Origin of the sequence: Ornithinimicrobium ciconiae, from assembly GCF_007197575.1 — a bacterium.
In the GTDB taxonomy this organism is placed as follows: Bacteria; Actinomycetota; Actinomycetes; order Actinomycetales; family Dermatophilaceae; genus Ornithinicoccus; species Ornithinicoccus ciconiae.
The window spans coordinates 1,676,224-1,702,876 of sequence record NZ_CP041616.1; the positions used below are offsets into that span (position 1 = coordinate 1,676,224).

Annotated in this window: 18 protein-coding genes and 1 riboswitch; of the genes, 15 read left to right on the forward strand and 3 right to left on the reverse strand. The window is 70.4% G+C overall.

What is annotated here, in order from left to right; all coding sequences use genetic code 11:
- Positions 1-31: 31 nt before the first annotated feature.
- From FNH13_RS07690 to FNH13_RS07700, 3 genes are read left to right on the forward strand one after another with little or no spacing between them, the layout of a single operon-like run.
- On the forward strand, positions 32-730 hold the full coding sequence (locus FNH13_RS07690) for a hypothetical protein (protein ID WP_143782917.1): 699 nt from the start codon (positions 32-34) through the stop codon (positions 728-730).
- On the forward strand, positions 727-1,320 hold the full coding sequence (locus tag FNH13_RS07695; RefSeq protein WP_143782918.1) for a hypothetical protein: 594 nt from the start codon (positions 727-729) through the stop codon (positions 1,318-1,320). Before FNH13_RS07690 ends, FNH13_RS07695 begins: the two co-directional genes overlap by 4 nt.
- A gap of 24 nt (positions 1,321-1,344) precedes the next feature.
- Complete coding sequence (locus FNH13_RS07700) at positions 1,345-1,986, forward strand: hypothetical protein (RefSeq protein ID WP_143782919.1); 642 nt, start codon at positions 1,345-1,347, stop codon at positions 1,984-1,986.
- Here the strand turns inward: FNH13_RS07700 and FNH13_RS07705 are convergent.
- The 3 genes from FNH13_RS07705 to FNH13_RS07715 are packed head-to-tail and all read right to left on the reverse strand — an operon-like array spanning position 1,925 to position 4,379.
- Entirely contained in the window at positions 1,925-3,253 is a 1,329-nt protein-coding gene (locus FNH13_RS07705; protein WP_143782920.1) for a hypothetical protein, read from the reverse strand. The genes FNH13_RS07700 and FNH13_RS07705 overlap by 62 nt on opposite strands.
- 20 nt (positions 3,254-3,273) lie before the next feature.
- Positions 3,274-3,816: a DUF6328 family protein gene (locus tag FNH13_RS07710; protein WP_202878897.1), complete on the reverse strand. Its 543-nt coding sequence runs from the start codon at positions 3,814-3,816 to the stop codon at positions 3,274-3,276.
- Positions 3,813-4,379 (reverse strand): nitroreductase/quinone reductase family protein, encoded by a 567-nt coding sequence (locus tag FNH13_RS07715; RefSeq protein WP_143782921.1) that lies wholly within the window; start codon positions 4,377-4,379, stop codon positions 3,813-3,815. Before FNH13_RS07715 ends, FNH13_RS07710 begins: the two co-directional genes overlap by 4 nt.
- A gap of 169 nt (positions 4,380-4,548) precedes the next feature.
- On the opposite strand from FNH13_RS07715, the gene FNH13_RS07720 reads away from it, so the two are divergent.
- The 12 genes from FNH13_RS07720 (at position 4,549) to FNH13_RS07775 (ending at position 26,617) form a co-directional block, all read left to right on the forward strand.
- A complete protein-coding gene (locus FNH13_RS07720; RefSeq protein WP_143782922.1) occupies positions 4,549-5,652 on the forward strand; it encodes a mandelate racemase/muconate lactonizing enzyme family protein in 1,104 nt (367 codons plus the stop codon).
- A 55-nt stretch (positions 5,653-5,707) separates the two neighbouring features.
- The gene (gene catA, locus FNH13_RS07725) at positions 5,708-6,571 is read left to right on the forward strand and encodes a catechol 1,2-dioxygenase (protein WP_143782923.1); all 864 of its coding nucleotides are present in this window, start codon (positions 5,708-5,710) and stop codon (positions 6,569-6,571) included.
- A 28-nt stretch (positions 6,572-6,599) separates the two neighbouring features.
- The gene (gene catC / locus FNH13_RS07730) at positions 6,600-6,887 is read left to right on the forward strand and encodes a muconolactone Delta-isomerase (protein WP_202878898.1); all 288 of its coding nucleotides are present in this window, start codon (positions 6,600-6,602) and stop codon (positions 6,885-6,887) included.
- The gene (locus tag FNH13_RS07735; protein ID WP_143782924.1) at positions 6,884-8,113 is read left to right on the forward strand and encodes an acetyl-CoA C-acetyltransferase; all 1,230 of its coding nucleotides are present in this window, start codon (positions 6,884-6,886) and stop codon (positions 8,111-8,113) included. The genes catC and FNH13_RS07735 overlap by 4 nt, the downstream gene beginning before the upstream one ends.
- A gap of 46 nt (positions 8,114-8,159) precedes the next feature.
- A riboswitch (guanidine-III (ykkC-III) riboswitch) is annotated at positions 8,160-8,220 on the forward strand.
- Between the two features lie 39 nt (positions 8,221-8,259).
- Positions 8,260-8,574: a DMT family transporter gene (locus FNH13_RS07740; protein WP_143782925.1), complete on the forward strand. Its 315-nt coding sequence runs from the start codon at positions 8,260-8,262 to the stop codon at positions 8,572-8,574.
- A gap of 1 nt (position 8,575) precedes the next feature.
- Complete coding sequence (locus FNH13_RS07745; RefSeq protein ID WP_143782926.1) at positions 8,576-8,950, forward strand: DMT family transporter; 375 nt, start codon at positions 8,576-8,578, stop codon at positions 8,948-8,950.
- Between the two features lie 212 nt (positions 8,951-9,162).
- On the forward strand, positions 9,163-18,639 hold the full coding sequence (locus FNH13_RS07750; protein ID WP_143782927.1) for a carboxypeptidase regulatory-like domain-containing protein: 9,477 nt from the start codon (positions 9,163-9,165) through the stop codon (positions 18,637-18,639).
- 95 nt (positions 18,640-18,734) lie between these two features.
- On the forward strand, positions 18,735-19,583 hold the full coding sequence (locus FNH13_RS07755) for a nitrilase-related carbon-nitrogen hydrolase (RefSeq protein WP_143782928.1): 849 nt from the start codon (positions 18,735-18,737) through the stop codon (positions 19,581-19,583).
- 16 nt (positions 19,584-19,599) lie between these two features.
- The gene (gene hydA, locus FNH13_RS07760; RefSeq protein WP_143782929.1) at positions 19,600-21,021 is read left to right on the forward strand and encodes a dihydropyrimidinase; all 1,422 of its coding nucleotides are present in this window, start codon (positions 19,600-19,602) and stop codon (positions 21,019-21,021) included.
- Between the two features lie 10 nt (positions 21,022-21,031).
- Positions 21,032-22,048, forward strand: a complete 1,017-nt coding sequence (locus FNH13_RS07765; protein ID WP_143782930.1) for a TIGR03842 family LLM class F420-dependent oxidoreductase — start codon at positions 21,032-21,034, stop codon at positions 22,046-22,048.
- Positions 22,049-22,072: 24 nt separating this feature from the next.
- On the forward strand, positions 22,073-23,173 hold the full coding sequence (locus FNH13_RS07770; protein ID WP_143782931.1) for a zinc-binding dehydrogenase: 1,101 nt from the start codon (positions 22,073-22,075) through the stop codon (positions 23,171-23,173).
- Between the two features lie 141 nt (positions 23,174-23,314).
- Positions 23,315-26,617 carry a TM0106 family RecB-like putative nuclease gene (locus FNH13_RS07775; protein WP_143782932.1) on the forward strand — a complete coding sequence of 1,101 codons (3,303 nt, stop codon included), beginning with the start codon at positions 23,315-23,317 and terminating at the stop codon, positions 26,615-26,617.
- Positions 26,618-26,653: the final 36 nt, after the last annotated feature.

Below are 26,653 nucleotides of genomic sequence, written 5' to 3' on the forward strand. Positions count from 1 at the left end.
ACGGGGATCGCCGACGTCGTAGCATTCCGCCATGACCCCAGGGGAGGAGCCCACCGAACGGGCTGACCAGGCCAGACCTGTGTCTGCGGTGGCCGCGCCCCTGGCCGGTCGGGCCCGCACCTGGGCCACCGCCACGCCCTACCGCCTCCCGACGGCGATCGCCGTGGTCGGTCTGGTCCTCAGCGCCCCGTTCGGTGGTTGGCGGACCGCGCCGTCGGAGGCGACGCCGGTGGTGCCGGCCGAGCAGGTCGCTGAGGCCGCACCCTTCGAGGTCACCCTCGACCGGGCCTACTTCGCCGCTCGGCCGAGCGAGAGCTTCAGTGAGCTCGACCCAGGGCAGCAGTATGTCGTGGTGCTGGGCACGGTGACCTCGCGCCACGACACGAGCGTGGACGCCCCCACCCTGCAGGCGGCGATCACGGTGCTGGACCTGCCCCAGCCCGTCGATGCACTCGGTGCGGCGCTCGAGGGGGCCGCCCCCGTCCCGGAGATCTACTCCGCCGCGGACAGCACCCAGCTGCGTCGGCTGGGACCGGACCTGACCTATGAGGTGGGGCTGGTTTTCCGCACGGCTGCCGCTGAGCTGCCGGACGCGTTGACGCTGCAGGTGTCGGGACACACCTGGCGTCCGGACGCCTTCACCCGCGAGGAGCGCTGGCTCGACCCGGCCGTCGCGGCCGAGATCGTGGTGCCGCTCGCGCCGCAGGACACGTCTGGGGGCGAGTCGTGACGTTGCCGTGGAGGCGGCTGGCCCGGGTCGGCTTCGTCGTGCTCGCCCTCGTCATCGGCAAGGAACTGGTCTCCGGCCTGCCGGAGGACTCCGTGGCCGCTCGGCCGTTCGAGATGGCCGGCCACCTGGGTGAGGACGTGGAGCTGCGAACCGGCACGGTCCGGGTCAACGACGTGCGCCTGGCGTCCACCGTGCTGACACCGACGGCCGGATACCGCACGCCGGGACTGTGGGTGGTGATGAGTGTCTCCCTGGTGCCTGGGGCCGAGCGGGAGACGTTGGCCTACACGGCATTTCGCTCCCAGGACGGGGCCCGCACCTGGCAGAGCCGCTCCCGGCAGCAGGAGACCTGCCCGGTGACCCCACCGGGGGTGCCGGTCACCTGTGAGGTCCTCATCGAGGTGCCGCCCGAGCAGCTGCCCGGTGGGACGCTGCTCGTCTCCACCGAGGACGACCACCGCTATGACTCCCTGGCGGTGATCGACCTGGCGATCGATGCCGACCAGGTCGCCGCGGCCGAGCAGGTCGAGGAGCCGCTGGAGAGCGTGCGGGCAACGGTCGGGACACTCACGCAGGCTGACCATGGGTGAGGTGGAGCTTGGCTGAGGTGGAGCATGGGTGAGCCGCACGCGGGCTGGTGGCGGCGCAACCGGTGGGCACTGCTGGCGCTGCTGCCCGTGCTGGCTCTCGTCGCGGTCGCGGGGGCGGGCAGGGCCGCGACCTTCTGGCTGCCCTACCAGCTCAGTGACGAGGTGACCGGTGAGTTCGGCCAGGCGACCACCCTCACCGACGACTACCGGGATGCCGGTGGAGAGCACACCCGCACCGTGGAGGTGACGGTGCACGCGGTGACCCCGGACCCGGCACCGGAGACCAACCGCGAGGAGCCCGTCGCAGGGGTCGAGCTGCCGGAGGGGACCCGGCTGTGGGAGGTGGAGCTCGGCTTCGAGGCGGACCCGGACACGGTGCTGCAGGGGTGCCTCATCGCCCTCGTCGACGCTGCGGGGCGGGTGACGCAGCGAGAGACCAGCCTGCTGCACTGGGACACCGGCTTCGACGACTGTCAGCCGGTCGACACCACCAACCCGCAGGCGGAGCTCTTCGTCGGTGACGAGCAGGTCGTCTCGACCCGCCCCCCGGCATACACCCGCGTCGTCCAGCTGCTCGCGGCCGAGGACTTCGAGCCGACCTCGGTCAGGGTGTGGTGGGAGCCACCGACCTATCTGTCTGTGCCGCTTCCTGACGGCGCGCCGTGATCAGCAACCGGTCGACCGCCGCCGCCACGAGGCTGACCTGCACCAGCATCGACACCGACGTGCCGGCGATCCTGACATAGGTGTTGAGCGCCACCATCTGGTCGGTGTCGCGTGGACCCACGACCCAGCGGATGACCTCGGCCGTGGCGACCTCGGCGTAGTGGGAGAGCAGGAAGGCCAGGCAGAACAGGATCATCGGCGCGACCCCGCCGACCGCCAGGGTGCGCAGCCCGGCGAGCAGCGTGCTGAATCGCCCGAACAGGGCCTTCCACACCGACCGGAGCCATCCGTTGATCGGCTCGGGCAGCACCGAGACCCGCTCCCGGACCAGGCTGACCTGCTGGGTCGACCACGCCACCGATGCGCCGACCGGAGCCTGCAGTGGTGTGGACAGGGACGTGCCGAGCGCCGCGGCCGTCGTGCTCAGTCCCAGGTGGCGGGTGGCGAGCGTGCCGCCATAGACGACCGCCCCCGTGGTCAGCCACGCCAGGGGCACGACGACGAGCGCGTCGATGTCGGTCAGCAGGGTGCCGATCCAGTCGGTGATCCAGGTGACGACGCCAGCCAGGGGCCCGATCAGGCTCAGGAACTGGCCCCAGGCGTCCAGCGACCAGTCGATGAAGACCCGCTCCTCCATCCACCCGCGGAAGGTCTCGATCTCGGCCAGCAGCATCGAGGCCAACCAGGTCAGCCAGGCGACCTCGAGCCAGGCCGCGAGCAGCCGGACCGGCTGGTTGCGCGCGGTCAGCCCGCTCCAGTCCAGGGCCCGCCGGAGCAGCAGCACAGCGAGGACCACGATCATGACGGCCACCGTGTCGACGTCGGCGATGGTGCGGCCCTGGACGCTCGCGGGGTCGAAGAGGTAGGAGTCGTTGAGATATTCGTCGGCGACCGACTCCTTGAGGAAGCGCTGCCGGTCCTCGCGCAGGTAGCCCTGCGCGGAGTAGACGGCCAGGAACGGGATCAGCGCCCCCGCCAGCAGGGTCAGCTTGTCCTGGCGGACCGGTCCGTGCCACAGCGAGGGAGCGACCGCGTCGAGCATCAGCAGGATGGCGATCATCAGGGACAGCGGAGCGAAGGGCAGCAGCGCCGCACCCAGCCACACGTTGGCCCCGCTGCCCTGCACGGCGAGGTAGATCGCGATCTCGCGGCCCGCCATACCGAGCAGGTAGAGGACCAGGAGGACCGGCCAGTGTCGCCAGAGCAACCGGCCGGCGTCACGCACCACGACGAGTCCGTCGCGCAGCAGGGCGCCGAGGCTGTCCACCGGGGCAGTGTAGAGCGCGTCTAGCGCAACCGGTGCTCCACCCGGTGGGTCAGGACGACGAAGCCTGCGGCGGTGGCCAGGACCATGCCCCCAGCGATCAGAGCCGGCACGGTGCCGACGACCAGGTCAAAGATCAGCACCGTCGTGCCGACGAGCATCAGCACCACCCCGACCAGCACAACCCGCAGGATGCGGTGCCCCAGCTCGACGGTGGTCTGCTTGCGCCCCTGCCGAAACAGGGTGCGGTGCAGGCTCACCGGCGCCAGGCCCAGGGCTGTCGTGCTCACCCCGAGGCAGACCAGGACGAGATAGACGGTGAGCTGAAACCCGTCCAGGTCAGCCATCCGGTCCTGGAAGGCGGCGGCCAGCAGGAAGCCGGTCATGATCTGGGTGCCCATCTGGGTGACCCGGATCTCCTGCAGCAGCTCGTTCCAGTTGCGGTCGTAACGCTCCTCGTCGGTCTCGTGCCGGGCGGTGACGCGCCGATCTGATGCGTGATCTGATGCCCGGTCTGATGCCTGCTCTGATGCCGCGCCCGGTTCCGGCCGCTCCTGGGTGCTCACCGGCGGGGAGTGAGCAGGACGAGGGTCGTCGGGGTGGCGCGTCCCGCGGCGCGGGCGTCAAGACCCCGGATGGCGTCCTGCCACAGGGTCCAGAGCCGGGTCGCCTCCTCGCCGGAGGCAGTCCTGGCCCGCACTGCCCGGGCGCCCTCGCGGGTCTCGACCAGGGCGTCCGGCTGGGTCTGCAGGTTGAGCCACCAGCTCGGCTCACCCTCCCTCCAGCCGTTCATCGCCAGCGTCACCAGGTCGGCTCCGTCCTCCAGATAGCCCAGGATCACGCTGCGGTCCTGCCCGGTGCGCCGACCCGTGGTGGTGACCCGCAGGGTGCCCCAGCCGCCGCGGCGGGGACGCCACAGTCCCAGGTGCCCTCCGGTGAGCCGGTGGATGTTGCGGTGGGTGGCCCAGGCGCGGGTGGCGAACCAGCGTGGACTCACGCGGGGGGCGTTTCGAGGGGTGTTGTGGGGGGTGATGTGGTGGGCGTTGCGGGCAGGGGGTGTGGGCGCCCTGCCGGTCAGGGCCGACGGCTCGGCCGGGGCGTCATGATCCGACGATGCGTGCTGCGTCATTGCCTGCTCCCTCGAGGCGGCGTCTCGCCGCCCACGTCCCGACGCTAGCGCAGGGCGGTCCGCAGGCCAATGACTGACATGGCCGGGTCGCCACGATCCCTGCTGTGGACCGCAGCAGGTCCGGACGGCTAGCGTGACGGGCACTGGCGCGACGGCAGGAAGGCACGCGGTGAAGATCACCAGGATCGAGGCGATCCCTTTCGCCATCCCCTATGTCAAGACCCTGAAGTTCGCCAGCGGCGAGGTGCACACCGCCGACCACGTCCTGGTCCGGGTGCACACCGAGGACGGGCTGGTCGGCACCGCGGAGGCGCCGCCGCGGCCCTACACCTATGGGGAGACCCAGCAGTCCATCGTCACCGTCATCGACACGATCTTTGCGCCACAGGTCATCGGCCACTCGGCGCTGGAGCGGGAGCAGATCCAGGCGATCCTGCATCGCACGATCGGCAACCCCACCGCCAAGGCGGCCCTGGACATGGCGATCTGGGACGTCATCGGCCAGGCGCTCGACGTCTCGGTCAGCCAACTGCTCGGCGGCTGGACCGACCGGATGCGGGTCAGCCACATGCTCGGGTTCGACACCCCGGAGCAGATGGTGACCGAGGCCCAGGCCATCCACGAGCGTTATGGCATCGCCACCTTCAAGGTCAAGGTCGGGCGCCGCCCCGTGACCCTCGACGTCGATGTCGTCGCGGCCCTGCGCGAGCACTTCGGCGAGACCGTCGAGCTCTATGTCGACGGCAACCGCGGCTGGACCCCCTCGGAGTCTGCCGATGCCCTGCGTCGCATGGCCGACCTCGGACTGACTCTCGCCGAGGAACTCTGCCCGGCTGACGACATACTCGGTCGTCGGTGGTTGGTCGGTCAGTGCCCGGTGCCGTTCGTCGCGGACGAGAGCGCCACGAACCCCGGTGAGGTGACCCGGGAGCTGCTGGGGGGAAGTGCCACCGCCGTCAGCATCAAGACGGCACGCACCGGTTTCACTGTCTCCCAGCGGATCCTGGGCCAGGCAGAGGGCCTTGGGGTCGAGGTGGTGATGGGCAACCAGATCGACGGCCAGGTCGGCACGCTCTGCTCGGTCGCCTTCGGTGCGGCACACCAGAGCACGTCGCGGCGAGCGGGGGAGCTGTCCAACTTCCTGGACATGAAGGACGACCTGTTGGCCGAGCCGCTGCAGATCAGTGACGGCACCCTGAGCGTGCGGCGCGGCGCCGGGCTGGGGCTGCAGATCGACGAGGACAAACTCACTCATTACCGCCAGGACACCTGACCACCCACGAGTTGCCACCACTAAGACAGCGACCATCCGAGCCATAGGAGTCACCATGACCGAGCAGACCCCCGCCGAGATCGAGGCCCGCGCAGCCGACTCGGGAGCCGGTGCGACTGCTGCCTTCCGGAGCAAGCTGCAGACCGAGGGGCTGGAGGATGTGACGCCTGAGCGCGTGAACACCCTGGCGAGGGAGGTGCTCACCGCCGTGCACGACACGATCCGTCGGCACAAGGTGACCTATGCGGAGTATGACGCTCTCAAGGCGTGGCTGATCCAGGTCGGTGAGGACGGGGAGTGGCCGCTCTTCCTCGACGTCTGGGTCGAGCACGTCGTCGAGCAGGTCGCCAACGAAAACCGCCACGGCACCAAGGGCAGCATCGAGGGGCCCTACTACGTCCCGGACGCCCCGGGCCTGCCCGCCGACGCGACGCTGCCGATGCGCGAGGACGAGTCCGGCACGCCGCTGCTCTTCCAGGGTCAGGTGACCACCGTCGGTGGCGACCCGATCGCTGGCGCGAAGGTCGAGATTTGGCAGGCCGACGCGCTCGGCTTCTACTCCCAATACGCACCAGGCCTCCCGGAGTGGAACCTGCGCGGCACCGTCACGGCCGACGAGCAGGGCGGCTACCGGATCCACACCCTGCAGCCGGCGCCCTACCAGATCCCCACCGACGGCTCCTGCGGCAAGTTGATCGCCGCCGCCGGTTGGCACGCCTGGCGCCCCGCCCACCTTCACCTGAAGGTCTCCGCGCCCGGCCATCAGCTGATCACCACCCAGCTCTACTTCCCCGGCGACGCGCACAACGAGGACGACATCGCCTCGGCCGTCAAGCCGGAGCTGATGCTCGACATCGTGCCCGCGGAGTCCGGCGAGGGCGAGCAGACCACCTACAACTTCGTGCTCGACCCGGCCTGAGGCCGGCGACCCGGAAAGGAGACGGCCAGTGCTCTATGCCGTGAAGATGGACGTGGCGATCCCGCGTGACCTCGACCCGCAGGTCCGCGCGGAGACCCTCGCGCGCGAGAAGGCCTACAGCCAGGACCTGCAGCGTGGCGGGGAGTGGGCGCACATCTGGCGGATCGCGGGGCAGTACTCCAACATCAGCATCTTTGACGTCACCGACAACGAGCGGCTCCACGAGATCCTGTGGAACCTGCCGTTGTTCCCGTTCATGACGATGGAGATCACCCCGCTGGCGCAGCACCCGTCCGACATCGCGGTGGAGACGTGAGTGCCGGCGCGGGGCAGGCCGCGGGGACCGACATTGTCATCTGCTCACCGTTGCGCACCCCGGTCGGTGCTTTCCTCGGCGCGTTGTCGTCGCTGACGGCGGACCACCTGGGCACCCAGCTGCTCACGGCCCTCGTGGAGCGCACGGGCCTGGGGGAGGGCGACGTCGACGACGTGATCGTCGGCAACGCCAACCCCAGCGGCGAGTTCCCCGCCCTGGGCCGGGTGATGGCCCTGGACGCCGGGCTGGGCATCGGAGTGCCCGGGGTGCAGATCGACCGGCGGTGCGGCTCGGGACTGCAGGCGGTGCTGTATGCCGCGATGCAGGTCAGCAGCGGCGGCTCCGCCCTGGTGGTGGCTGGCGGGGTCGAGTCGATGAGTCAGGTCGAGCACTACGCCACGCTGCGGCTCGGCGTGCGCAGCGACGTCGACCTGCAGGACCGGCTCGGCCGTGCCCGCGTCACCGCCGGGGGCCGGTCCCACCCGGTGCCCGGGGGCATGATCGAGACCGCGGAGAACCTGCGCCGGGAGTTCTCGATCAGTCGGGAGGACCAGGACGCCCTCGCGCTGCGATCCCAGCAGGCGTATGCCGCGGGGCTGGCTGCGGGCAACTTCGCCGCGGAGCTCGTCCCCGTCGAGGTCACCAGCCGCAAGGGCAGCGTCGTCGTGGACTCCGACGAGCACCCCCGTCCGGACACCACCTTGGAGGTCCTTGCCGGACTCCGCCCGATCATGGGCCGCACCGACCCGGACGCGACGGTGACGGCAGGCAACGCCAGCGGCCAGAACGATGCCGCTGCCCTGTGCGTCGTCACCACGCGTGCCGAGGCCGACCGACGCGGCCTCGAGCCGCTGCTGGCCCTGCGCGGCTGGGCGGTGGCCGGTTGCGGGCCCGAGGTGATGGGCATCGGCCCGGTCCCAGCGAGCGCTGAGGCGCTGTCTCGTGCTGGCCTGACGATGGCCGACATGGACCTGATCGAGCTCAACGAGGCGTTCGCCGCGCAGGCGCTCGCCGTCACCCGGCAGTGGCAGCTGACCGAGGCCGACTGGGAGCGGGTCAACGTCAACGGCTCGGGCATCTCGATGGGACATCCGGTCGGGGCGACCGGGGCCCGGATCCTGGCCACGATGGCCTATGAGATGCGCCGTCGGGGCAGCCGCTATGGCCTGGAGACCATGTGCATCGGCGGTGGCCAGGGCCTGGCCGCTGTCTTTGAGGCCGCCTGACCGACATCCGCTGCTGCTGGCCACGTGCTGACCCTTGCTATCCTGAGCAGTGGTGCCCCGCACCCCGGACGACGGTTCAGTACCCGGTGACGACAAGACTGGCCAGCCCTGTGCTCGTCTCGTTCGTCAAGGAGCAGTGAATCGTCATGGACTGGGTGATCCTCATCAGCGCGGGGGTGCTCGAAGCGGTCTGGGCGACCGCCCTCGGCGCCTCGAACGGGTTGCGACGGCTGCGCCCCAGCATCGTCTTCCTCGCCGCCATGATCGTCTCGGTCTGGGGGCTCGCGGTCGCGATGCAGACCATCCCCACCGGCACCGCCTACGCGGTCTGGACCGCCACCGGCGCCAGCCTCACCGTGGCCTGGGCGATGCTGCGTGGCACCGAGCCGGTGACCGTGCTGCGCATGCTGCTGCTGCTCGGGATCGTCGGCTGTGTCGTCGGTCTCAAGGTGGTGTCCTGACATGGCGTGGGCAGTGCTCCTGGTCAGTGCGGTCTTCGAGGCGGTCTGGGCGACGGCGCTGGGGCAGTCCGACGGGCTGACCCGTCTCGTCCCGACGGTGGTCTTCGTCGTCTTCTCGATCGTCAGCCTGGTCGGACTCGGCTGGGCGATGAAGTCCATCCCGACGGGCACGGCATACGCCGTGTGGACCGGCCTGGGCGCAGTGCTCACGGTGGTCTGGGCTGCCAGCACCGGTCAGGAGGCGCTGACCCCGCTCAAGGTGATCTTCCTGCTGGGCATCATCGGCTGCGCGGTCGGCCTGAAGTTCGCCACCGCGCCGGCCGAGCACGACCCAGGCGGCGTCACGACCGGCCAGCGGACTCCAACAGAGGGCTAGGCACAGTCCCCTCGTGCGCGAGGCAGTCGCGGTGGGCAGCGACATCGCGGAATGGTCACAGGACGTGGACAAAGATCACAAGTCCACCAAGGGCCACCCAAGGTTTCGCCAACTCCCTTCCGGGTCGGAGGGCGTCGGACTACGGTCCCTAAGCGATCCTGAGCGTGTGCCGGAGACGGGCGTGCGCCCCTGAAAACGACCCTGGAGTAGCAATGGTGCTGCACACGTCCTGGTCCCGCCTGATGGCCTTCATGCTCGGTTGGGCGCTCGTCCTGAGCCTCCTCGGAGCGGCCCCTGGTATGGCGGCAAGCACCGACTCCCTGACCGGCACCCGGGTCGGGGGACCCGTGGCTGCGACCGGCGCGGAGCTCGAGGGGGAGTCCACCTCCCTGCTGGAGGGACTCGACGTGCCGGTGGCCGACGTGGACCCGGCAAACGCCACGACCACCGGGCCCGCTGCGGAGGCCGCCAGTGAGCGTGCGGACGCCATCGACGGCTCCGGTGAGGCTGGCGCCGGTGAGGCTGCGCAGAGCCCGGTGGTCAGTGACCTGACGGCGGCACTGCTGCGGCACCCGTCGGCTGCAGAGGCGAGCACAGTCGACCCGGCGGTGAGTGAGGCACTGGCCGAGCACGGGCAGGTCACCGTGGTCATCGAGATGACCGGCTCGGCCGACCTCGCCGAGCTCTCCGCCGCGGCGGACAGCGCGGGGCTGGAGGCCGCTCGTGAGGTCCGTGACAGCGCGAGGTCCTACTCGGTGGAGACCGCCGAGCGGGCCGCAGCGGCCGCGGACACCGCCCGCGGACACGTGGTCGTGGACACGCTGCGCGGGACCGGCGCGGACCAGCGTGCGGCACTCATCGCCGAGCTGGGAGGTGCTGCCGCCGATGCCGAGAGCACCGAGGCAGCCACCGCTCCCGTCGACCTCTGGATCGTCAACAGCGTCGGAGCCACCATCGACGCCGAGACCCTCGCCGAGCTCGAGGCCCGCGAGGACGTCGCCCACGTGCGCGTGGAGGAGCAGGTCGAGCTGCCCGAGATCCTCAGCGAGCCGGCCCTGCCGACCTGGTCGCTGGAGAAGGTCCACGCACCGCAGACCTGGGGGGAGTACGGCTATCGCGGTGCGGGCGTCACGGTCGCCGTGCTGGACACCGGCGTCGACTTCGAGCACCCCGCGCTGCACGGCGCCTACCGGGGCAACGACGGCGACCACTCATCCTCCTGGTTCGTCACCACGGGGGAGAACTATCCACTGCCCGGCGACGGCAACGGTCACGGCACCCACGTGACCGGGTCGATCGCCGGCGGTGCACCCGGCGAGATCATCGGGGTGGCCCCGGAGGCCGAGTGGATCGGCGTCAAGATCCTCAACGACGCCGGTCGTGGCGGTGAGGTCGGCATCCTCAACGGCATGCAGTGGGTCCTGGCGCCCGGCGGCGACCCGGCGAAGGCCCCGGACATCGCCAGCAACTCCTGGGGCAGCGGCCCGGGCAACAACCGCACCTTCTGGGACGCGGTCGCCGCTTGGCGCGCGGCCGGCATCGTCCCGATCTTTGCCAACGGCAACGACGGCCCCGCCAGCGGCACGGTCGGCAACCCCGGCGGCTATCCGCACTCGATCGGCGTCGGCGCCACCGACAGCAACGACCAGGTCGCTGCCTTCTCCAGCCGCGGCCCCGTGGTCTGGGACGGCGTGGAATATGTCAAGCCCCAGGTGAGCGCGCCCGGCGCCGCGATCTACTCCGCCTGGCCGCAGGACTCCGGGCAGGACTATCACACGATCTCGGGCACCTCGATGGCCACGCCGCACGTCAGCGGTGTCGCCGCCCTGGTCCTCTCCGCCGCGCCCGGCCTCGGCGTCGACGAGCTGCAGGACCTCCTCGAGGACACCGCCCGCACCGAGCAGTTCATGGGCCAGCTGCCCAACAATGCCTACGGCCACGGCATCGTCGACTCGTATGCCGCCACCACCCGGGCCGCCCACGCCGGCCTGATCACCGGGCAGGTCAGCGGACCCGACGGTCCCGTCGCGGCGACCCTGACCATCGTGGACGGCAACTCCACCACCGCCGACCCCGCCACCGGTGACTACGAGCTGTATGCCGCCGCCGGCACCCAGACCCTGCGGGTCAGCGCCTACGGCTATGCCACCCAGGAGCACCAGGTCGAGGTGAGCGAGGGTGGCCTCGTCGAGCTCGACATCACCCTGGAGGCCGTGGCCGAGGCGACCCTGTCCGGCACGGTGACCTCCGACGGCACCCCGGTTGTCGGCGCGGCCGTCCAGGTGGTCGGGCAGAGCGGCGCCACGGCCTACACCGACGACGCGGGCGACTATGCCCTGACCGTGCCCCACGGCACCCACGAGATCCGGGTTCAGGCCACCGGCCACCGCGCCTGGACCGGTGCGGTCACCGTCGAGGGTGACGTCGTGCAGGACGTGACCCTGGAGGCGCTGCCGCTGGCGGGCACCGACACCTGGCGCGAGCTCAAGGCCAACCCCGCCGGGCACGGCCTGGCCGACACCGGCCTGCACGCGCCCAGCCTGCGACAGGAGTGGAGCACCCGGCTGGGGGCCGCCCTGTTCAACTCCCCGGTCGCCGACGCCACCAGCGCCTACGTGCTGGACAACACCGGCCGGCTGACCGCCGTCGACCTGGCCACGGGGCAGACCCGCTGGCAGGTCCCGACCGGCGGTGGCCAGCGCGCCACCCCGGCGATCTCCCCGGACGGCACGACCGTCTATGTCACGACCGGCAACAGCGCGACGATGCTGGCGCTGAGCGCCGCGGACGGCTCCACCACCTGGAGCTACAGCTTTGACGGTGACGTGCCGACCTATGCCACCCCCACGGTGGTGGACGGCACCGTCTATGTCGCGGCAGGCAGCGGTGACGCGGGCTCTGTGCACGCCGTCGACGCCGCCACCGGCGAGCGGGTCTGGCGCACACCCATCGGCGGGGGCGTCTTCTTCGGACCGTCCGTGGCCGACGGCGTCGCGGTCGCCGCAAGCACCGGCACCGGCACCGTCGTCGGTCTGGACACGACCACTGGCGAGCTGCTGTGGCAGCGCTCGGACACCATCTCCATCACCCTGCCGGCCATCGACGCGGGCAAGGTCTATCTCGGCACCACCAACCCGGAGTTCACCAACGGCACGCTGCTGGCACTGGACCTGCAGACCGGAGCCCAGCTCTGGCAGGCCGAGGGCCACGGCGACAGCCAGGGCAGCAGCCCGGTGCTCTATGGCGACCTGGTGATCCTCGGCTCGCACACCGCGGGTGCGGTCAGCGCCTACGACGCCACCTCCGGTGAGCTGGTCTGGAACCACTTCGTGGGCAGCGCGGTGACCTCCTCGGTCGCGGTCACCACCAGCGGCGTGGTGCTCGGCGCCTCGCAGAACTGGGGCGTTTATGCCCTGGACGCCACCAGCGGCGAACTGCTCTGGGAGGACCAGATGCCCGCCCCGGTGCTGGCCTCCACCGCGGTCAGTGACGACGCCGCCCTGTTCCTGTCCCGCGACGGCACCCTGGCGGCATACCGCTCCTCCGGGGTGATCACCGGCACCGTGACCGGACCGGACGGCCCGGTCGAGGCGACCGTCGAGCTAGTCGGAACCGACCACGAGACCACCACCGACCCGGCGACCGGGGACTACGAACTGCGTGCCCCGGCGGGGGACTACAGGCTGCGGATCAGCAGCTACGGCCTGTCCACGTTCAGCCAGGAGATCACCCTGCGGCCCACCTCCGACCTGGTCGTCGACGCGACCCTGACCTCGGTCGGCTCGGGCTCGTTGAGCGGCACCGTGGTGGACGAGGCCGGTGAGCCGCTGGAGGGGGCCACGATCACGTTGACCGGGGTGCCGCTCGACCCGGCCACCACCGGTGCCGACGGCACCTTCGCCTTCGAGGTCGTCGCCGACGGGCAGTGGGAGCTGATCGCCGAGCTGCCCGGCTATGCGACGGTGACCCAGGACGTCACGATCACGGCGGGGGAGAACACCACCGTGGAACTCACCCTCGGCGGCTTCGACCTGGCGGTCGTCGCCGACTACAACGGCCGGCTGTCCGCCATCCTGCGCGCTCAGGGCTGGAGCGTGGACGAGCTGACCTTCGCCCAGGCCGCCCTGGCGCCGGAGCGCTATGACGCGATCGTGCTCAACGGCCGCAGCGGCGACTATGCCCGCGACAACAAGGACGCCCTCGAGACCATCCTGACCGGCGCCGACGCCGCCGGGACGAGCATCATCGCCCTGGACAGCTGGGGCGCGGTCGGCGGCAGCGTCGACGAGGTCCTCGAGCTGCGTGACAGCGCCGGGCACCTGGAGTCCGTCTATGGCAACCAGGGCCCGGTCTGGCTGACCGACCCCGTCGAGCACCCGATCACCGCGCCGATCGACCAGACCCGCTTCCAGATCCTCACCGACGACAGCCACGCCTGGCTGGTCGGCTACGAGGGCGGCAACCTGGCCACGATCGGCAACGACAGCGACGGGGCACGCGGCTCGGGCATCGGCTACGAGCGCACCTCCACCGACTCCGTGCAGGTCCTGCTGCCCAGCCACGGGGCCAGCATCCTGGTCGGACCGGGTGTGCACTGGACCGCCGGGGCGCAGGAGATCTTCGTCGCCGCGGTCGAGCACTCGCTCGATGCCGAGTTCGGCACCGTCGCGGCCACCGTGACCGGCCCGGACGGCGCCCCGCTGGACGCCGAGCTGTCGGTCGTCGGCTCCTTCGAGCACGCGGACCTGCCGGGTGGGACCGGGGAGCTGATCCTGCCCGCCGGCACCCACACCCTCCGCGTCAGCGCCGCCGGTATGTCGGCCAGCGAGCACGAGGTGTCCGTCACCGTCGGTGAGACCACCACCTTGGCGGTGACCCTGGAGGCCTCCGACGCCGGCGCGATCGGCGGCACCGTCCGCGACGGGTCGGGCGCCCCGATCGTGGGGGCCGAGGTCAGCGTCGAGGGGGCCGAGCCGGCCACGACCGGCACCGACGGCAGCTATCTGATCAGCGACCTCACGGTCGGCAGTTACACGGTGACCGCCTCCGCCGACGGCTTCACCGCCGAGAGCGTCGAGGACGTCGCCGTCACCGCGGGCACCGTCACCACGGTCGACTTCGCGCTGGTCAGCGCCCCCAACGTCGCCGTGGTCGGGGACTACTCCGACCGCCTGACGGACCTCTTGAACGCCGCGCAGATCCCGGCTACCGCGGTGGGCTGGGAGGTGATGGATGACCTCGCGTCATACGACGTGGTGATCCTCAACGACCCGGCGGCCATCCCGGACCTGCAGTGGCTGGCCAACCTGGCGGCCTTCGACGCTGCGGGCGTCAGCGTCATCTTCCCGGCGGCCAACAGCGCGACCGGCACCAGCGCGGTCTACGAGCTGTCCGACCTGACCGGCAACCCCGCCGACATCGTGCGGCACGGCGGCTTCAACAGCGACCCCAAGGAACTGACCGACATCGTCGCCCACCCGATCACCGCCGACCTGGGCGAGGAGCCGGTGATCTATCTCAACGCCGACAGCGACGCGCCCCACTTCGTCGACTACCAGGGCACCGTCCTGGCCACCGTCGGCATGAACGGCACGCCCGCCGGTGCCGGCATCGCCTATGACGTGCGCACGCCCGAGAGCGTCCACGTGCTGCTCAGCGGGCTGTTCGTCGGGGCCGGGACCGAGACCGACGTGGAGTGGGCCCCCGAGGGGCGCCAGCTCTTCCTCAACGCGGTCCGTTATGCCGGCGACCCCGGCCTGGCGCAGGTCACCGGCTCGGTCACCGACCCCGAGGGCGCCCCGGTGTCCGGCGCGGAGATCAGCGTCTGGGGCCAGACCTGGAGCGCCACCACCGGTGCGGACGGGCAGTTCCTGATCGGTCTGCCCGACGGGGACTACACCGTCCAGGACAGCGCCTTCGGCTATGTCACCCAGACGCAGGAGATCTCCGTCGTCGACGGCGCGGCCCAGGACCTGACGTTCGTGCTGGCCCACGGTGACGTCGGGGCGCTCAGCGGCACCATCACCGGTGCCACCCTGCCCGGCACGGGTCTGGGCACCCAGGCCGACGGGGTGCCGCTGGAGGGTGCGGCCGTGCGCGTTGTCGGCACGCCGCTGGAGACCGTGACCGACGACACCGGTGCCTACTCCTTCGGCCTGGTCGAGCTCGGCGAGCAGGAGCTGGAGATCGAGCTCGACGGCTACATCCGGACCCTGCACCCGTTTGAGATGACGGCGGGGGCGCACACCGAGGACGTCGAGATCCTCGAGTCCGCGACGGTCGGTGTGGTCGCCGACTCCACGTCGGGTGTGCACGAGGGCCGGCTCACGGCCTTCCTCACCGACTGGGGTTATGAGGCGGTCGACATCGACTGGACTGACCCGGGCGCCACGGCCGGGCTGGACATGGTGCTGGTCAACGACCCGTCCTACGCCAGCCGCGACCTGCCCGCCTTCCTCGACAGCGTCAACCGCGCCGACCTGCCGGTCGTGTGGGCCGGCAACCGGGACCGCGGCGCGATCGAGGAGATGGTCTCCCTCTATGGCAACCCGCAGACCTGGGTCGAGGGCTCCCTGGACGGTGCCGTCACCACGACCGTCACGGCCGACCATCCGCTGACCAGCGGCCTGCCGGAGAACTTCGCGACCACCGACGAGGGCCGGATGTATGGCGGGTTCACCGGCTACACCGGCACGACGCTGGCCACCATCGCCAGCGACGACGGGCCGGCCGGTGACTCGATCGCCTTCGACGGGCGCACCGCCGGCTCGGTGGACGTCCTGCTGTCCACCAACGGCGCATCCTCCTACGGCGCGGTCGGCACGCGGGAGCTGCCCGAGTTCTACTTCTCGACGCACACCTCCCGCTCGCTGACCAACGCCCTGCAGTGGGCCCTGACGGCCGACGGGCTGGGCTCGGACACCCGCGGGACCGTCGTGTCCTCGGACGGCCACCCGCTGGAGGCCACGGTCACCGTCGAGGAGACGGGACGCACCTACCCGGCGCGGGAGGGAGACGGCAGCTACGTCATACCTCTGGAGCCGGGCACCTGGACGCTGACCGCCTCGACCTTCGGTCACGACACCGCCTCGAGCAGCGTGACCATCGTCGAGGGCGAGTCGGTCACCTCCCAGATCGTCCTGCCGGTCTCGGCCGGCGGGCCGATCACCGGCACGGTCAGCGGGCCGGACGGCGCCCCCGTGGCCGGGGCCGCGGTGTCCGTGGCAGGCACGGAGTATGCCGCCACGACCGGTGCCGACGGGACGTTCACCCTGCCGCACCTGCCGTCCGGCGACTGGGTCGTCGTGGCCCGGGCCGAGGGCCTGGTCACCGACTTCGTCGACGTGACGGTGACCGACGGTGCGACGGCGACCGCGCAGGCCCGGCTGGGTGCCAGCAAGCACCTCGCCCTGGTCGGTGACATCGGCAACGGCTCGATGGGCACCTTCCTGACCGACAACGGCTACACGGTCGACCCGATCGCCTACCGGGACCTGGACACCGTGGATGTCACGACCGGTGCCTACGACCTGGTCTTCCTCAACGGCAATGGTGTCGCACCGACCGCCGAGGTGTTCACCGCCTTCCTGGAGGCCACCACGGCCCACGACGTGCCGGTCGTGCTGCCCTCGCAGTACAACTCCGGCTCGATCCGGCACCTGTCCTCCTACCTGGGCGACCCCGCGTCGGTGGACAACGACTTCGAGCCCGACGCGATGGGTCTGCGGGTGGGTGCCGAGCACCCGGTCTTCGACGGCTATGACGTCGGGGAGACCGTGACGCTGCTGAGCAACCCGGGCAGCAACCAGCAGTTCCAGTCCTTCGCCGGCTACACCGGCACGGTGCTGGCCGACACGGTGCATCCCGGCACCGGGACCGTCTTCGACCAGGCAGTGGGTTACCACTTCGCCTCGCCCGGCTCCGTCCAGCTGTTGCTGGGGAGTCTGGGGTCCAGCTCCTACGGGTCCCCGGTGAACCGGTGGACCTTCGACGCCGAGCGGATCACCCTCAACGGTGTCGACTGGGCGCTGGAGGCCCAGCAGAGCTCGGTCTATGGCACGGTCACCGGCAACGGCGCCCCGGTCGAGGACGCCGAGGTGACCGTGGCCGGGACCAGTGCCCGGGACGTCACCGGAGCAGACGGCGCCTACGAGGTGGGCGTGGCCTCAGGTGAGGTGACCCTCGAGGTGACCGCCGCCGGGTTCGCGCCGTTCAGCGCGACGGTCACCGTCGACCCGCAGGAGAGCCTGCTGCACGACATCGAGCTCGTCCCGTTGGCCTCCTCCAGCCTGACCGTCACGGTCGTGGACGACACGACGGGAGTGGCGGTGGCCTGTGCGGTCGTCGACATCGAGGGCCCGACCGGGGCCTCGGGCGAGACCGGCGCGGACGGCACGGCGCTCTTCGACCCGGTGCTGGTCGGTGACTACACGGTCACCGTCCGCGGGCCGCGCCACGTCGAGGCCGTGGTCGAGGTGACCGTGGGTGAGGAGCCCGCCACCCTGACCGTCGAGGTCTCCCCGATCCAGGTCGCGGTCCTCGGAGACGTGCGCGGCGACCTGACCGAGTTCCTGGTGGCCGAGGGCGTGGCCTCTCAGGAGATCAGCTGGGCCGACGCGGCCGCGGACGTCGCGGACTACGGCGTGGTCGTGGTCAACGGCGGCGACGCTGCTGGGGATCCCAGCGAGGCCGAGTTCGACGACCTGGTCGAGGCCGCCGACGAGGCGGGCGTCGACCTGGTCTTCACCGGCACCTATGGCGTGAGCGAGGGTGGCATCCGGCTGCTGGAGCAGCACGGTGAGGGTGTCACTGTCGGTGGCCAGGGCTACCGTGACGGCGCAGTGGGACTGACTGAGGTGGCCGACCACCCGATCTTCGCCGACCTCACGGCCGATGCCCTCGACCACATCGTGGGTGACGACGGCTACTACAGCTGGCTGTCGGCATACCAGGGGGAGTCGCTGGGGACCCTCACTGTCGGCGGTGCCCCGGTCGGCACCGCCGTGGCCTTTGAGGAGCGGACCGCGCAGAGCGGGCACCTGCTGCTCAGCTTTGCGGCGGTCTCCGACTACATGGGGCCCGACCGCGGCTGGACCGAGGGCACCGAGCAGGTCGTCCTCAACTCCCTGGACTGGCTGCTGGTGCCCACCGACACCACCGCGCCGACGCTGGAGTGGACCCCGGAGGACGGCACCGCGGTGCTCGACCCCGAGGTGCTGGTCAGCGGCACCGTCTCGGACGACTCGCCGGGACCGGTCAGCGTGACCGTCCAGGGGCAGGACGTCGAGGTCGGCACTGATGGGACGTTCGAACTGGTCGTGCCGCTGGAGGAGGGCGTGAACGACCTCACCGTGGTGGCGACGGACGCCTCCGGCAACGAGACCGCGCAGACCCGTCAGGTGGCCCACCAGGACCTCGACGTCACCTGGCAGATGCCGGACACCACCTCCCGGGCCAGGGCGGTGCGGGTGATCCTCACCGACTCCAGCGGCGAGACCGTGCTGGTCGACGGTGCACAGCTGCAGCTGCGGCAGGACGGGGAGGTCGTCGAGACCCTCCCGATGCGCAGCACGGGCGCCGGCTACCTCGCCGTGGTCCGCGGTGTGCCGCGCGGCACCTACGAGTTGCAGGTGGCGCTGGACGTCGACGGTTTCGAGGCACTGGTGCTCGGACCGGAGCTGCGGATGTAGGCCCGGGCGACGCTGCGGCGCGGCGCGACCCCTTACGCGGACGGCGGCAAACCGCTACAGTGCCAACTCCCCATCAGCGTTGAGCAGGGAGTGTCATGGCACGCGTGAGAGCAGCAATCACCCAGACCACCTGGACGGGTGACAAGGAGTCGATGCTCGACAAGCACGAGCAGTTCGCCCGCGATGCCGCTGCGCAGGGTGCGCAGGTGATCTGCTTCCAGGAGCTGTTCTACGGCCCCTACTTCGGCATCACCCAGGACCCGAAGTACTACCGCTATGCCGAGCCGGCCGACGGTCCGATCGTGCAGCGCTTCGCCGACCTCGCCAAGGAGCTGGGGCTGGTCTCGGTCCTGCCGATCTACGAGGAGGAGCAGACCGGCGTCTACTACAACACCACCGTGGTGGTCGACGCCGACGGTAGCGTGCTCGGCAAGTACCGCAAGCACCACCTGCCGCACCTGGACAAGTTCTGGGAGAAGTTCTACTTCCGGCCCGGCAACCTCGGCTACCCGGTCTTCGACACCGCGGTCGGCAAGGTCGGGACCTACATCTGTTATGACCGGCACTTCCCCGAGGGCTGGCGCGAGCTCGGCCTGGGCGGCGCCCACCTGGTGTTCAACCCCAATGCGACCAAGCCGGGGCTGAGCAACCGGCTGTGGGAGGTCGAGGGACCGTGCGCGGCGGTGGCCAACGGCTACTTCGTGCTGCAACCCAACCGGGTCGGCCGCGAGGACAACGAGTATGGCGACGAGGCCGTCACCTTCTATGGCACCAGCCAGGTCATTGACCCGCGCGGCAACTTCGTCGGCGAGCGCGGCTCCTCGGAGACCGAGGAGGTGCTGATCCGCGACCTGGACCTGGACATGGTCCAGCAGATGCGCGACGACTGGCAGTTCTACCGGGACCGGCGCCCCGACTCCTACACCCGCATCGCCCAGCCCTGACCCAGGAGACCCCAGCATGAGCACCACCCTCATCAGAGGCGGCACCGTCGTCTCGTCCACCGGTCGCACCGACGCCGACGTGCTCATCGACGGCGAGTTGGTGGTCGCGCTGCTCGCCCCGGGATCCACCCTGCTCGGCCATGACCTGGCCAGCAGCGTCGGTGCGGTGATCGACGCGACCGGCAAGTACGTCATACCCGGGGGCATCGACGCACACACCCACATGCAGATGCCGTTCGGCGGCACGGAGGCCTCCGACACCTTCGAGACCGGCACCCGGGCCGCCGCCTGGGGCGGCACCACCACGATCATCGACTTCGCGATCCAGCGATATGGCGAGCGGGTGGAGGAGGGGTTGGCCGCCTGGCACGACAAGGCGGGCGGCAACTGCGCCATCGACTATGGCTTCCACCAGATCATCGGCGGGGTGGACGAGTTCTCCCTCAAGGCGATGGAGACGCTGGTCGATGAGGGCATCACCAGCTACAAGCTGTTCATGGCCTATCCCGGCGTCTTCTACAGCGACGACGCGCAGATCCTGCTGGCCATGCAGAAGGCCGCCGACCTGGGGCTGCTGACGATGATGCACGCCGAGAACGGCCCGGCCATCGACGTCCTGGCCGAGCAGCTCTACAACCAGGGCAAGACCTCGCCCTACTACCACGGCATCGCCCGGGCCTGGCAGCTGGAGGAGGAGGCCACGCACCGCGCGATCATGCTCGCCGACGTCACCGAGGCCCCGCTGTATGTCGTGCACGTCAGTGCCAAGCAGGCCGTCGAGCAGCTGGCTGCGGCCCGCGGTCGCGGCAAGAACGTCTTCGGTGAGACCTGTCCGCAATACCTCTACCTCTCCCTGGAGGAACAGCTGGGGGCGCCCGGCTTCGAGGGCGCGAAGTGGGTCTGCTCGACGCCGCTGCGCTCGCGGGAGGAGGGCCACCAGGCCGCGATGTGGCAGGGGCTGCGGACCAACGACCTGCAGATGGTCTCCACCGACCACTGCCCGTTCTGCATGAAGGACCAGAAGGAGATGGGCATCGGCGACTTCCGGGCCATCCCCAACGGCATCGGGTCGGTCGAGCACCGGATGAACCTGATGTATCAGGGCGTGGTCACCGGTGAGATCAGCCTCGAGCGTTGGGTGGAGCTGACCTCGACCACCCCGGCCCGGATGTTCGGCCTCTATGGCACGAAGGGGCTCATCGCGCCCGGCGCCGACGCCGACATCGTGGTCTACGACCCGGCCGGCCACACGTCCATCGGGCTGGACAAGACCCACCACATGAACATGGACTATGCCGCCTGGGAGGGCTTCGAGATCGACGGCCACGTCGACACCGTGCTGTCGCGGGGGAGAGTGATCGTGGACGACGGGAGCTATCACGGCTCGGCCGGGCACGGGAGCTATCTCAAGCGCGGGCTCAGTCAATACCTGATCTGAGAGGATCCCCATGGACTTCGGAGTCGTCCTGCAGACCAACCCGCCCTCGAGCCGGGTCGTCCAGCTCGCCCAGTTGGCTGAGCATCATGGGTTCAGCCACGTGTGGACCTTCGACAGCCACCTGCTGTGGCAGGAGCCCTATGTCATCCACTCGGCGATCCTGGCGGCCACGCGCAAGGTGATGGTCGGGCCGTTCGTCACCAATCCCTCGACCCGCGACTGGACAGTCACCGCGAGCGTCTTCGCGACGCTGAACGAGATGTATGGCAACCGCACCGTGTGTGGCCTGGGCCGCGGCGACTCGGCGGTGCGGGTGACCAACGGGGCGCCGGCGACTCTGAAGACGCTGCGGGACAGCCTGCGGGTCATCCGGGAGCTGGCCAACTCCCGGCCGGTGGAGTACCAGGGGGCCACCCTGCAGTTTCCCTGGTCGAGCGGCTCATCCCTCGAGGTGTGGGTCGCGGCCTACGGCCCCAAGGCGCTGGAGCTGACCGGTCAGATCGCCGACGGCTACATCCTGCAGCTCGCCGACGTCGACATCGCGACCTGGATGATCAAGGCCGTGCGGGACGCCGCCGAGGCTGCCGGCCGCGACCCGATGTCGGTCAAGATCTGTGTCTCCGCGCCCGCCTATGTCGGGTCGGACGTGCAGCACCAGCGGGAGCAGAGCCGGTGGTTCGGCGGCATGGTCGGCAACCACATCGCCGACATCGTGGACCGTTATGGGACGACAAGCGCGATCCCGCCGAGCCTGACCGACTACATCGCGGAGCGCACGGCCTACGACTACAACACCCACGGCCGGACCGACAACGACCACGTCTCCTTCGTCCCGGACGAGATCGTCGACCGGTTCTGCGTGCTGGGGACGGCGCAGGACCACATCGACAAGCTCACCGCGCTCAAGGACCTCGGGGTCGACCAGTTCGCGGCCTACGTGATGCACGACAACAAGGACGAGACCCTGCGGCAGTACGGCGAGGTCATCATCCCCGCCCTGCGGGAGCACGTTGTCGCCAAGTCCTGAGCAGGTAGTGCCACGATGGCTGCCATGAGAGCAGTCGTGTGGGACGGACCTGGCACACCGATGACGGTCGAGGAGGTGCCGACGCCGAGCCCCGGGCCGGGGGAGGTCCTGGTCAGGATCGCCGCGACCGGCGTGTGTCATACCGACCTGCACGTGATCAAGGGCGAGGTGGCCTTCCCCGCGCCGGGGGTCCTCGGACACGAGATCTCCGGTCACGTTGAGGCCCTCGGGGAGCGCGTCGAGAGCTTCGCGGTCGGCGACCGCGTCGTCGGGGCGTTCATCATGCCGTGCGGCACGTGCCGGCAGTGCCTGGTCGGACGCGACGACATGTGCGAGCCGTTCTTCGAGCAGAATCGCTTGCGCGGCAACCTCTTTGACGGCACCTCCCGGCTCACCCGCGGCGACGGATCGCGGCTGTCGATGTACTCCATGGCCGGACTGGCCGAGTATGCCGTGGTGCCCGTGACCGCCCTGACGCACCTGCCCGAGAGCCTGCCACTGGAGGAGTCGGCGGTGCTCGGCTGTGCCGCCTTCACGGCATACGGGGCACTGGCCCGCGCCGACGGAGACCTGGCCGGTCGGTCCGTCGCGGTCGTCGCGGTGGGTGGGGTCGGCTCGAGCATCGTCCAGTTTGCCAAGCACCTCGGGGCGGACCCGATCATCGCGATCGACGTCGATGACGCCAAGCTCGAGGTGGTCCGCGGGCTGGGCGCCACGGTCACGGTCAACTCGGCCACGACTAACGCGCGCGAGGCTGTCCTCGAGGCCACCGACGGTGCAGGTGCCGAGCTGGTGCTGGAGGTGATCGGGCGCCCGGAGACCGTGGAGCTGGGTCTGTCGCTGCTGCGCGAGGGCGGCCAGCTCGTCCTCGTCGGGATCGCCGCCGGTGCCGCCACCGCAGCAGTCCCGATCACCGCCGTGGTCCGGCGCGGGCTGACCATCACCGGCTCGTTCGGTGCCCGCACCCGGCGCGACCTGCCTGAGGTGGTCCGGCTCGCCGCGGAGGGCGCCTTCGACGTGCGGCGCGCCGTCACCCGCCGGTTCACCCTCGACGAGGCACCCAAGGCCTACGACCTGCTCGACCGTGGGCAGATCCAGGGACGCTCGATCATCGTCATGGAGTGACTGCCCGACCCTGTCGAGGGCGGCCCTGCGGTGCCGCCCCATCGGTCACCCTGGCCACACGCTGTCAGGCACGAGGACGGGAACTGCCGCACGGCGCCCGGGTTGATCAGCCCTGTCACCGGCGGATGTCATGGTGAGGGCATGCACTTGATCGACGGGCAGCTGCGGCTGAGCGCCACCGACCTGACCACGCACCTGGCGTGTGCGCACGCCACGACGCTGGACCTGCAGGCAGCGCGGGGTGAGCGGGAGCAGCCGGAGGGCGGGTTCGACGAGCAGGTGCAGCTGGTCTTTGACAAGGGCCTGTCCCATGAGCGGAGCTATCTCGCTGAGTTGGAGCGTCGCGGCCTCGAGGTCGTGGTGATCCCGGGGCGCGGGTCGGCCGCCGAGCGCGAGGCTGCCACGGTCGAGGCGATGTATGCCGGGGCGCAGGTGATCTATCAGGCCGCCTTCACCGACGAGACCTGGACCGGCTATGCCGACTTCCTGCTGCGGGTGGAGCGGCCCAGTCGGCTGGGGGTGTGGTCCTACGACGTGGCCGACACCAAGCTGGCCCGTCACCTGCAGACCGCTGCCCTGCTGCAGATGGCCTCCTATGCCCAGCACCTGGAACGCATCCAGGGGGTGGCCCCCGCCCAGCTCGTCGTGGTCACCGGCGACGGCGCCGAGCACGCGTGGCGGTTGGTGGATGTGGAGTCCTATGCGCGGCGCACGCGCGAGCGGCTCGAGGGGTTCGTGGCCCAGGCTCCGGCAACCCGCTCGACCAAGGTCTCGCACTGCGGCAGATGCCGCTGGCAGGCGGTGTGCGAGCAGGAGTGGCACGACCGGGACGACCTGGTCCAGGTCGCCGGGCTGCGCTCCGGGCAGCGTGAGCAACTCGAGGCCGCCGGCATCACCACCGTGGCACAGCTGGCCGGGGCGACCGATGCCGAGTTGTCAGGTGTCCTCGCCAGCCGGACCAGGGAGCGGGTGCGCACCCAGGCCCGGCTCCAGGTGAGCGAGCGGGACAGCGGCGTCCCGTCATACGAACTGTTGCCGGTGCGCAGGGGTGAGGGTCTGGAGCTGCTGCCCGAGCCCGACCCGGGTGACGTCTATCTGGACTTTGAGGGCGACCCGTTCGCCGAGGACGGCGCCGGGCGGGAGTACCTCGCCGGTGTCTGGACCCGGGAGGAGGAGTTCCTGGCCTGGTGGGCGCACGACCGCGACGAGGAAAAGGTCCTGACCCGTGACCTGCTGACCTGGTTGGATCAGCGGTGGCAGCAGTTCCCGGGGATGCACATCTATCACTACGCGGCCTATGAGCAGACCGCGCTGAAGCGGATGGCGCAGCAGCACGGCACCGCCGAGACCGAGCTGGACATGTTGCTGCGCGGCGAGCGTTTCGTGGACCTGTATGCCGTGGTACGGCAGAGCCTGCAGATCAGCAAGCCGAGTTATTCGATCAAGAAGCTCGAGGCGTTCTACTGGGAGCACACCCGCACGGGTCAGGGTGATGAGGTCGCCGACGCGATGACCTCGGTGATCGAGTATGAACGCTGGCTCGCCCAGGGCGGGGTCGACCAGTCCATCCTCGACCGGCTGGCGGCCTACAACCGCGAGGACGTGCGCTCCACCCACGCGCTGCACGAGTGGTTGGAGGAACGGCGCACGGAGCTCGAGGGTGCCACCGGTGGGGTGCTGCGGCGTCCCGGTGAGGGGGTCCGCGAGGAGGCCACCGACTCTGAGGCGATGCAGGTCGAGACCGCTCTGGCCGAGCGGCTCGTCGCGGCCGGGCAGGAGTTGCTGGCCGGCTGCGTGGGCTTCCACCGGCGCGAGGCCAAGCAGAGCCACTGGGACTATTTCCGCACGAAGGAGATGAGCGACGAGGAGCTCATCGAGGACAAGGGGCTGACGCTGGGTGGGCTCGGCGCACCGGCCCCGGCAGGAGCAATCCAGCGGTCTCTGTTGTGGCGCTACGAGTTCCCGCCTCAGGAGACGGCCATCGGGGTCGGTGACACGGTCGACGATGCGCGTGAGCACAGCACCCGGGTGGGGACCGTCGTCGACATCGACGCCGAGGCTGGTTTCCTCGTGCTGAAGCTGGGCAAGAGCAAGGAGCCGGTCCACGCGCAGGGGCTGGTGGTGAGCACCAATGTGAGTGCGCAGGCCCAGCAGAAATCCCTGAAGCGGCTCGCCGAGGCCAGCCTGTCCGGGCGCGACACGCTCGGTGCCGCGCTGCTGGAGCGCCGGGTGCCGAGTGGTCTGGATCCTGTCGGTGACGAGGCCCCGACCGACGTGGTGCGCCGGGTGGGTGCTGGGCTGGACCGGCAGGTGCTCGCGGTGCAGGGACCGCCTGGGTCGGGCAAGAGCTTCTCGGGCAAGGCCCTGATCCGCGACCTGCTCGACGCCGGGCTGAAGGTCGGCGTCACCGCCAACAGTCACTCGGTGCTGACCGAACTCATCGAGGGCGTGGGTCGGCCTGGTGTGCGCAAGGGGGTGCCCCGTGCCCACGACAGCGGCATGGTGCGCGTGGTCAGCGGCAACCCGGACCTCGACAAGGCCGTCGCCGACGGTGCCACGCTGATTGCCGGCACGGCCTGGCTCTGGGCGCGCGAGGAGTTGGCCGATGCGGTGGACGTGCTCGTCGTGGACGAGGCCGGACAGTTCTCCCTGGCCAACGCCCTAGCCGTGGCGCAGGCCGCCACCCGGGGCATCGTCCTGCTGGGTGACCCGCAGCAGCTGCCGCAGGTCACTCAGGGCACGCACCCGCACGGGGCCGGCGTCTCGGCACTGGAGCACCTGATCGACGGAGCCGACACCATCGCTGCCGACCGCGGCATCTTCCTGGACCGCACCTATCGGATGCATCCGGAGATCACCCGGTTTGTCTCGGACCTGTCCTATGCCTCCCGGCTGGAGTCGGTCGAGGGGCTGGAGCGGCAGCGCGTCGACGCCCCGGGCGGGCTGGCCGGCTCGGGACTGCGCTGGGTGCCCGTCGCCCACCAGGGCAACGTGTCCGAGTCCCCGGAGGAGGGGGAGGCCGTGGCGGCTCTGGTCGAGGACCTGCTGCACGGCACCTGGACCGACAGCACCGGAGCTCAGCACCGCCTGGGGCTCGCGGACATCCTCGTCGTCTCGCCCTACAACGCCCAGGTCAGGCTCCTGCAGGAGCGCCTTCCGGAGGGCATTCAGGTCGGCACGGTCGACAAGTTCCAGGGCCGCCAGGCACCGGTGGTGATCTTCTCGATGGCCAGCTCGAGCGGACAGGACGCCCCCCGTGGGGTGGGCTTCCTGCTCGACAGCCACCGGCTCAATGTCGCCGTCTCGCGCGCCTGGGCGCTGGCCGTCGTGGTGGGCAGCCCCACGCTGCTGGAGTCCCCGGTGAGCTCACCTGAGCAGTTGCGTCTCGTCAACGCGTTGTGCCGGTTTGTCGACCTCGCGGAGCAGGTGGTCAGCCAGGGGTGATGGTCAGGCAGACGTGCTGGTCAGCCGGGGCTAATG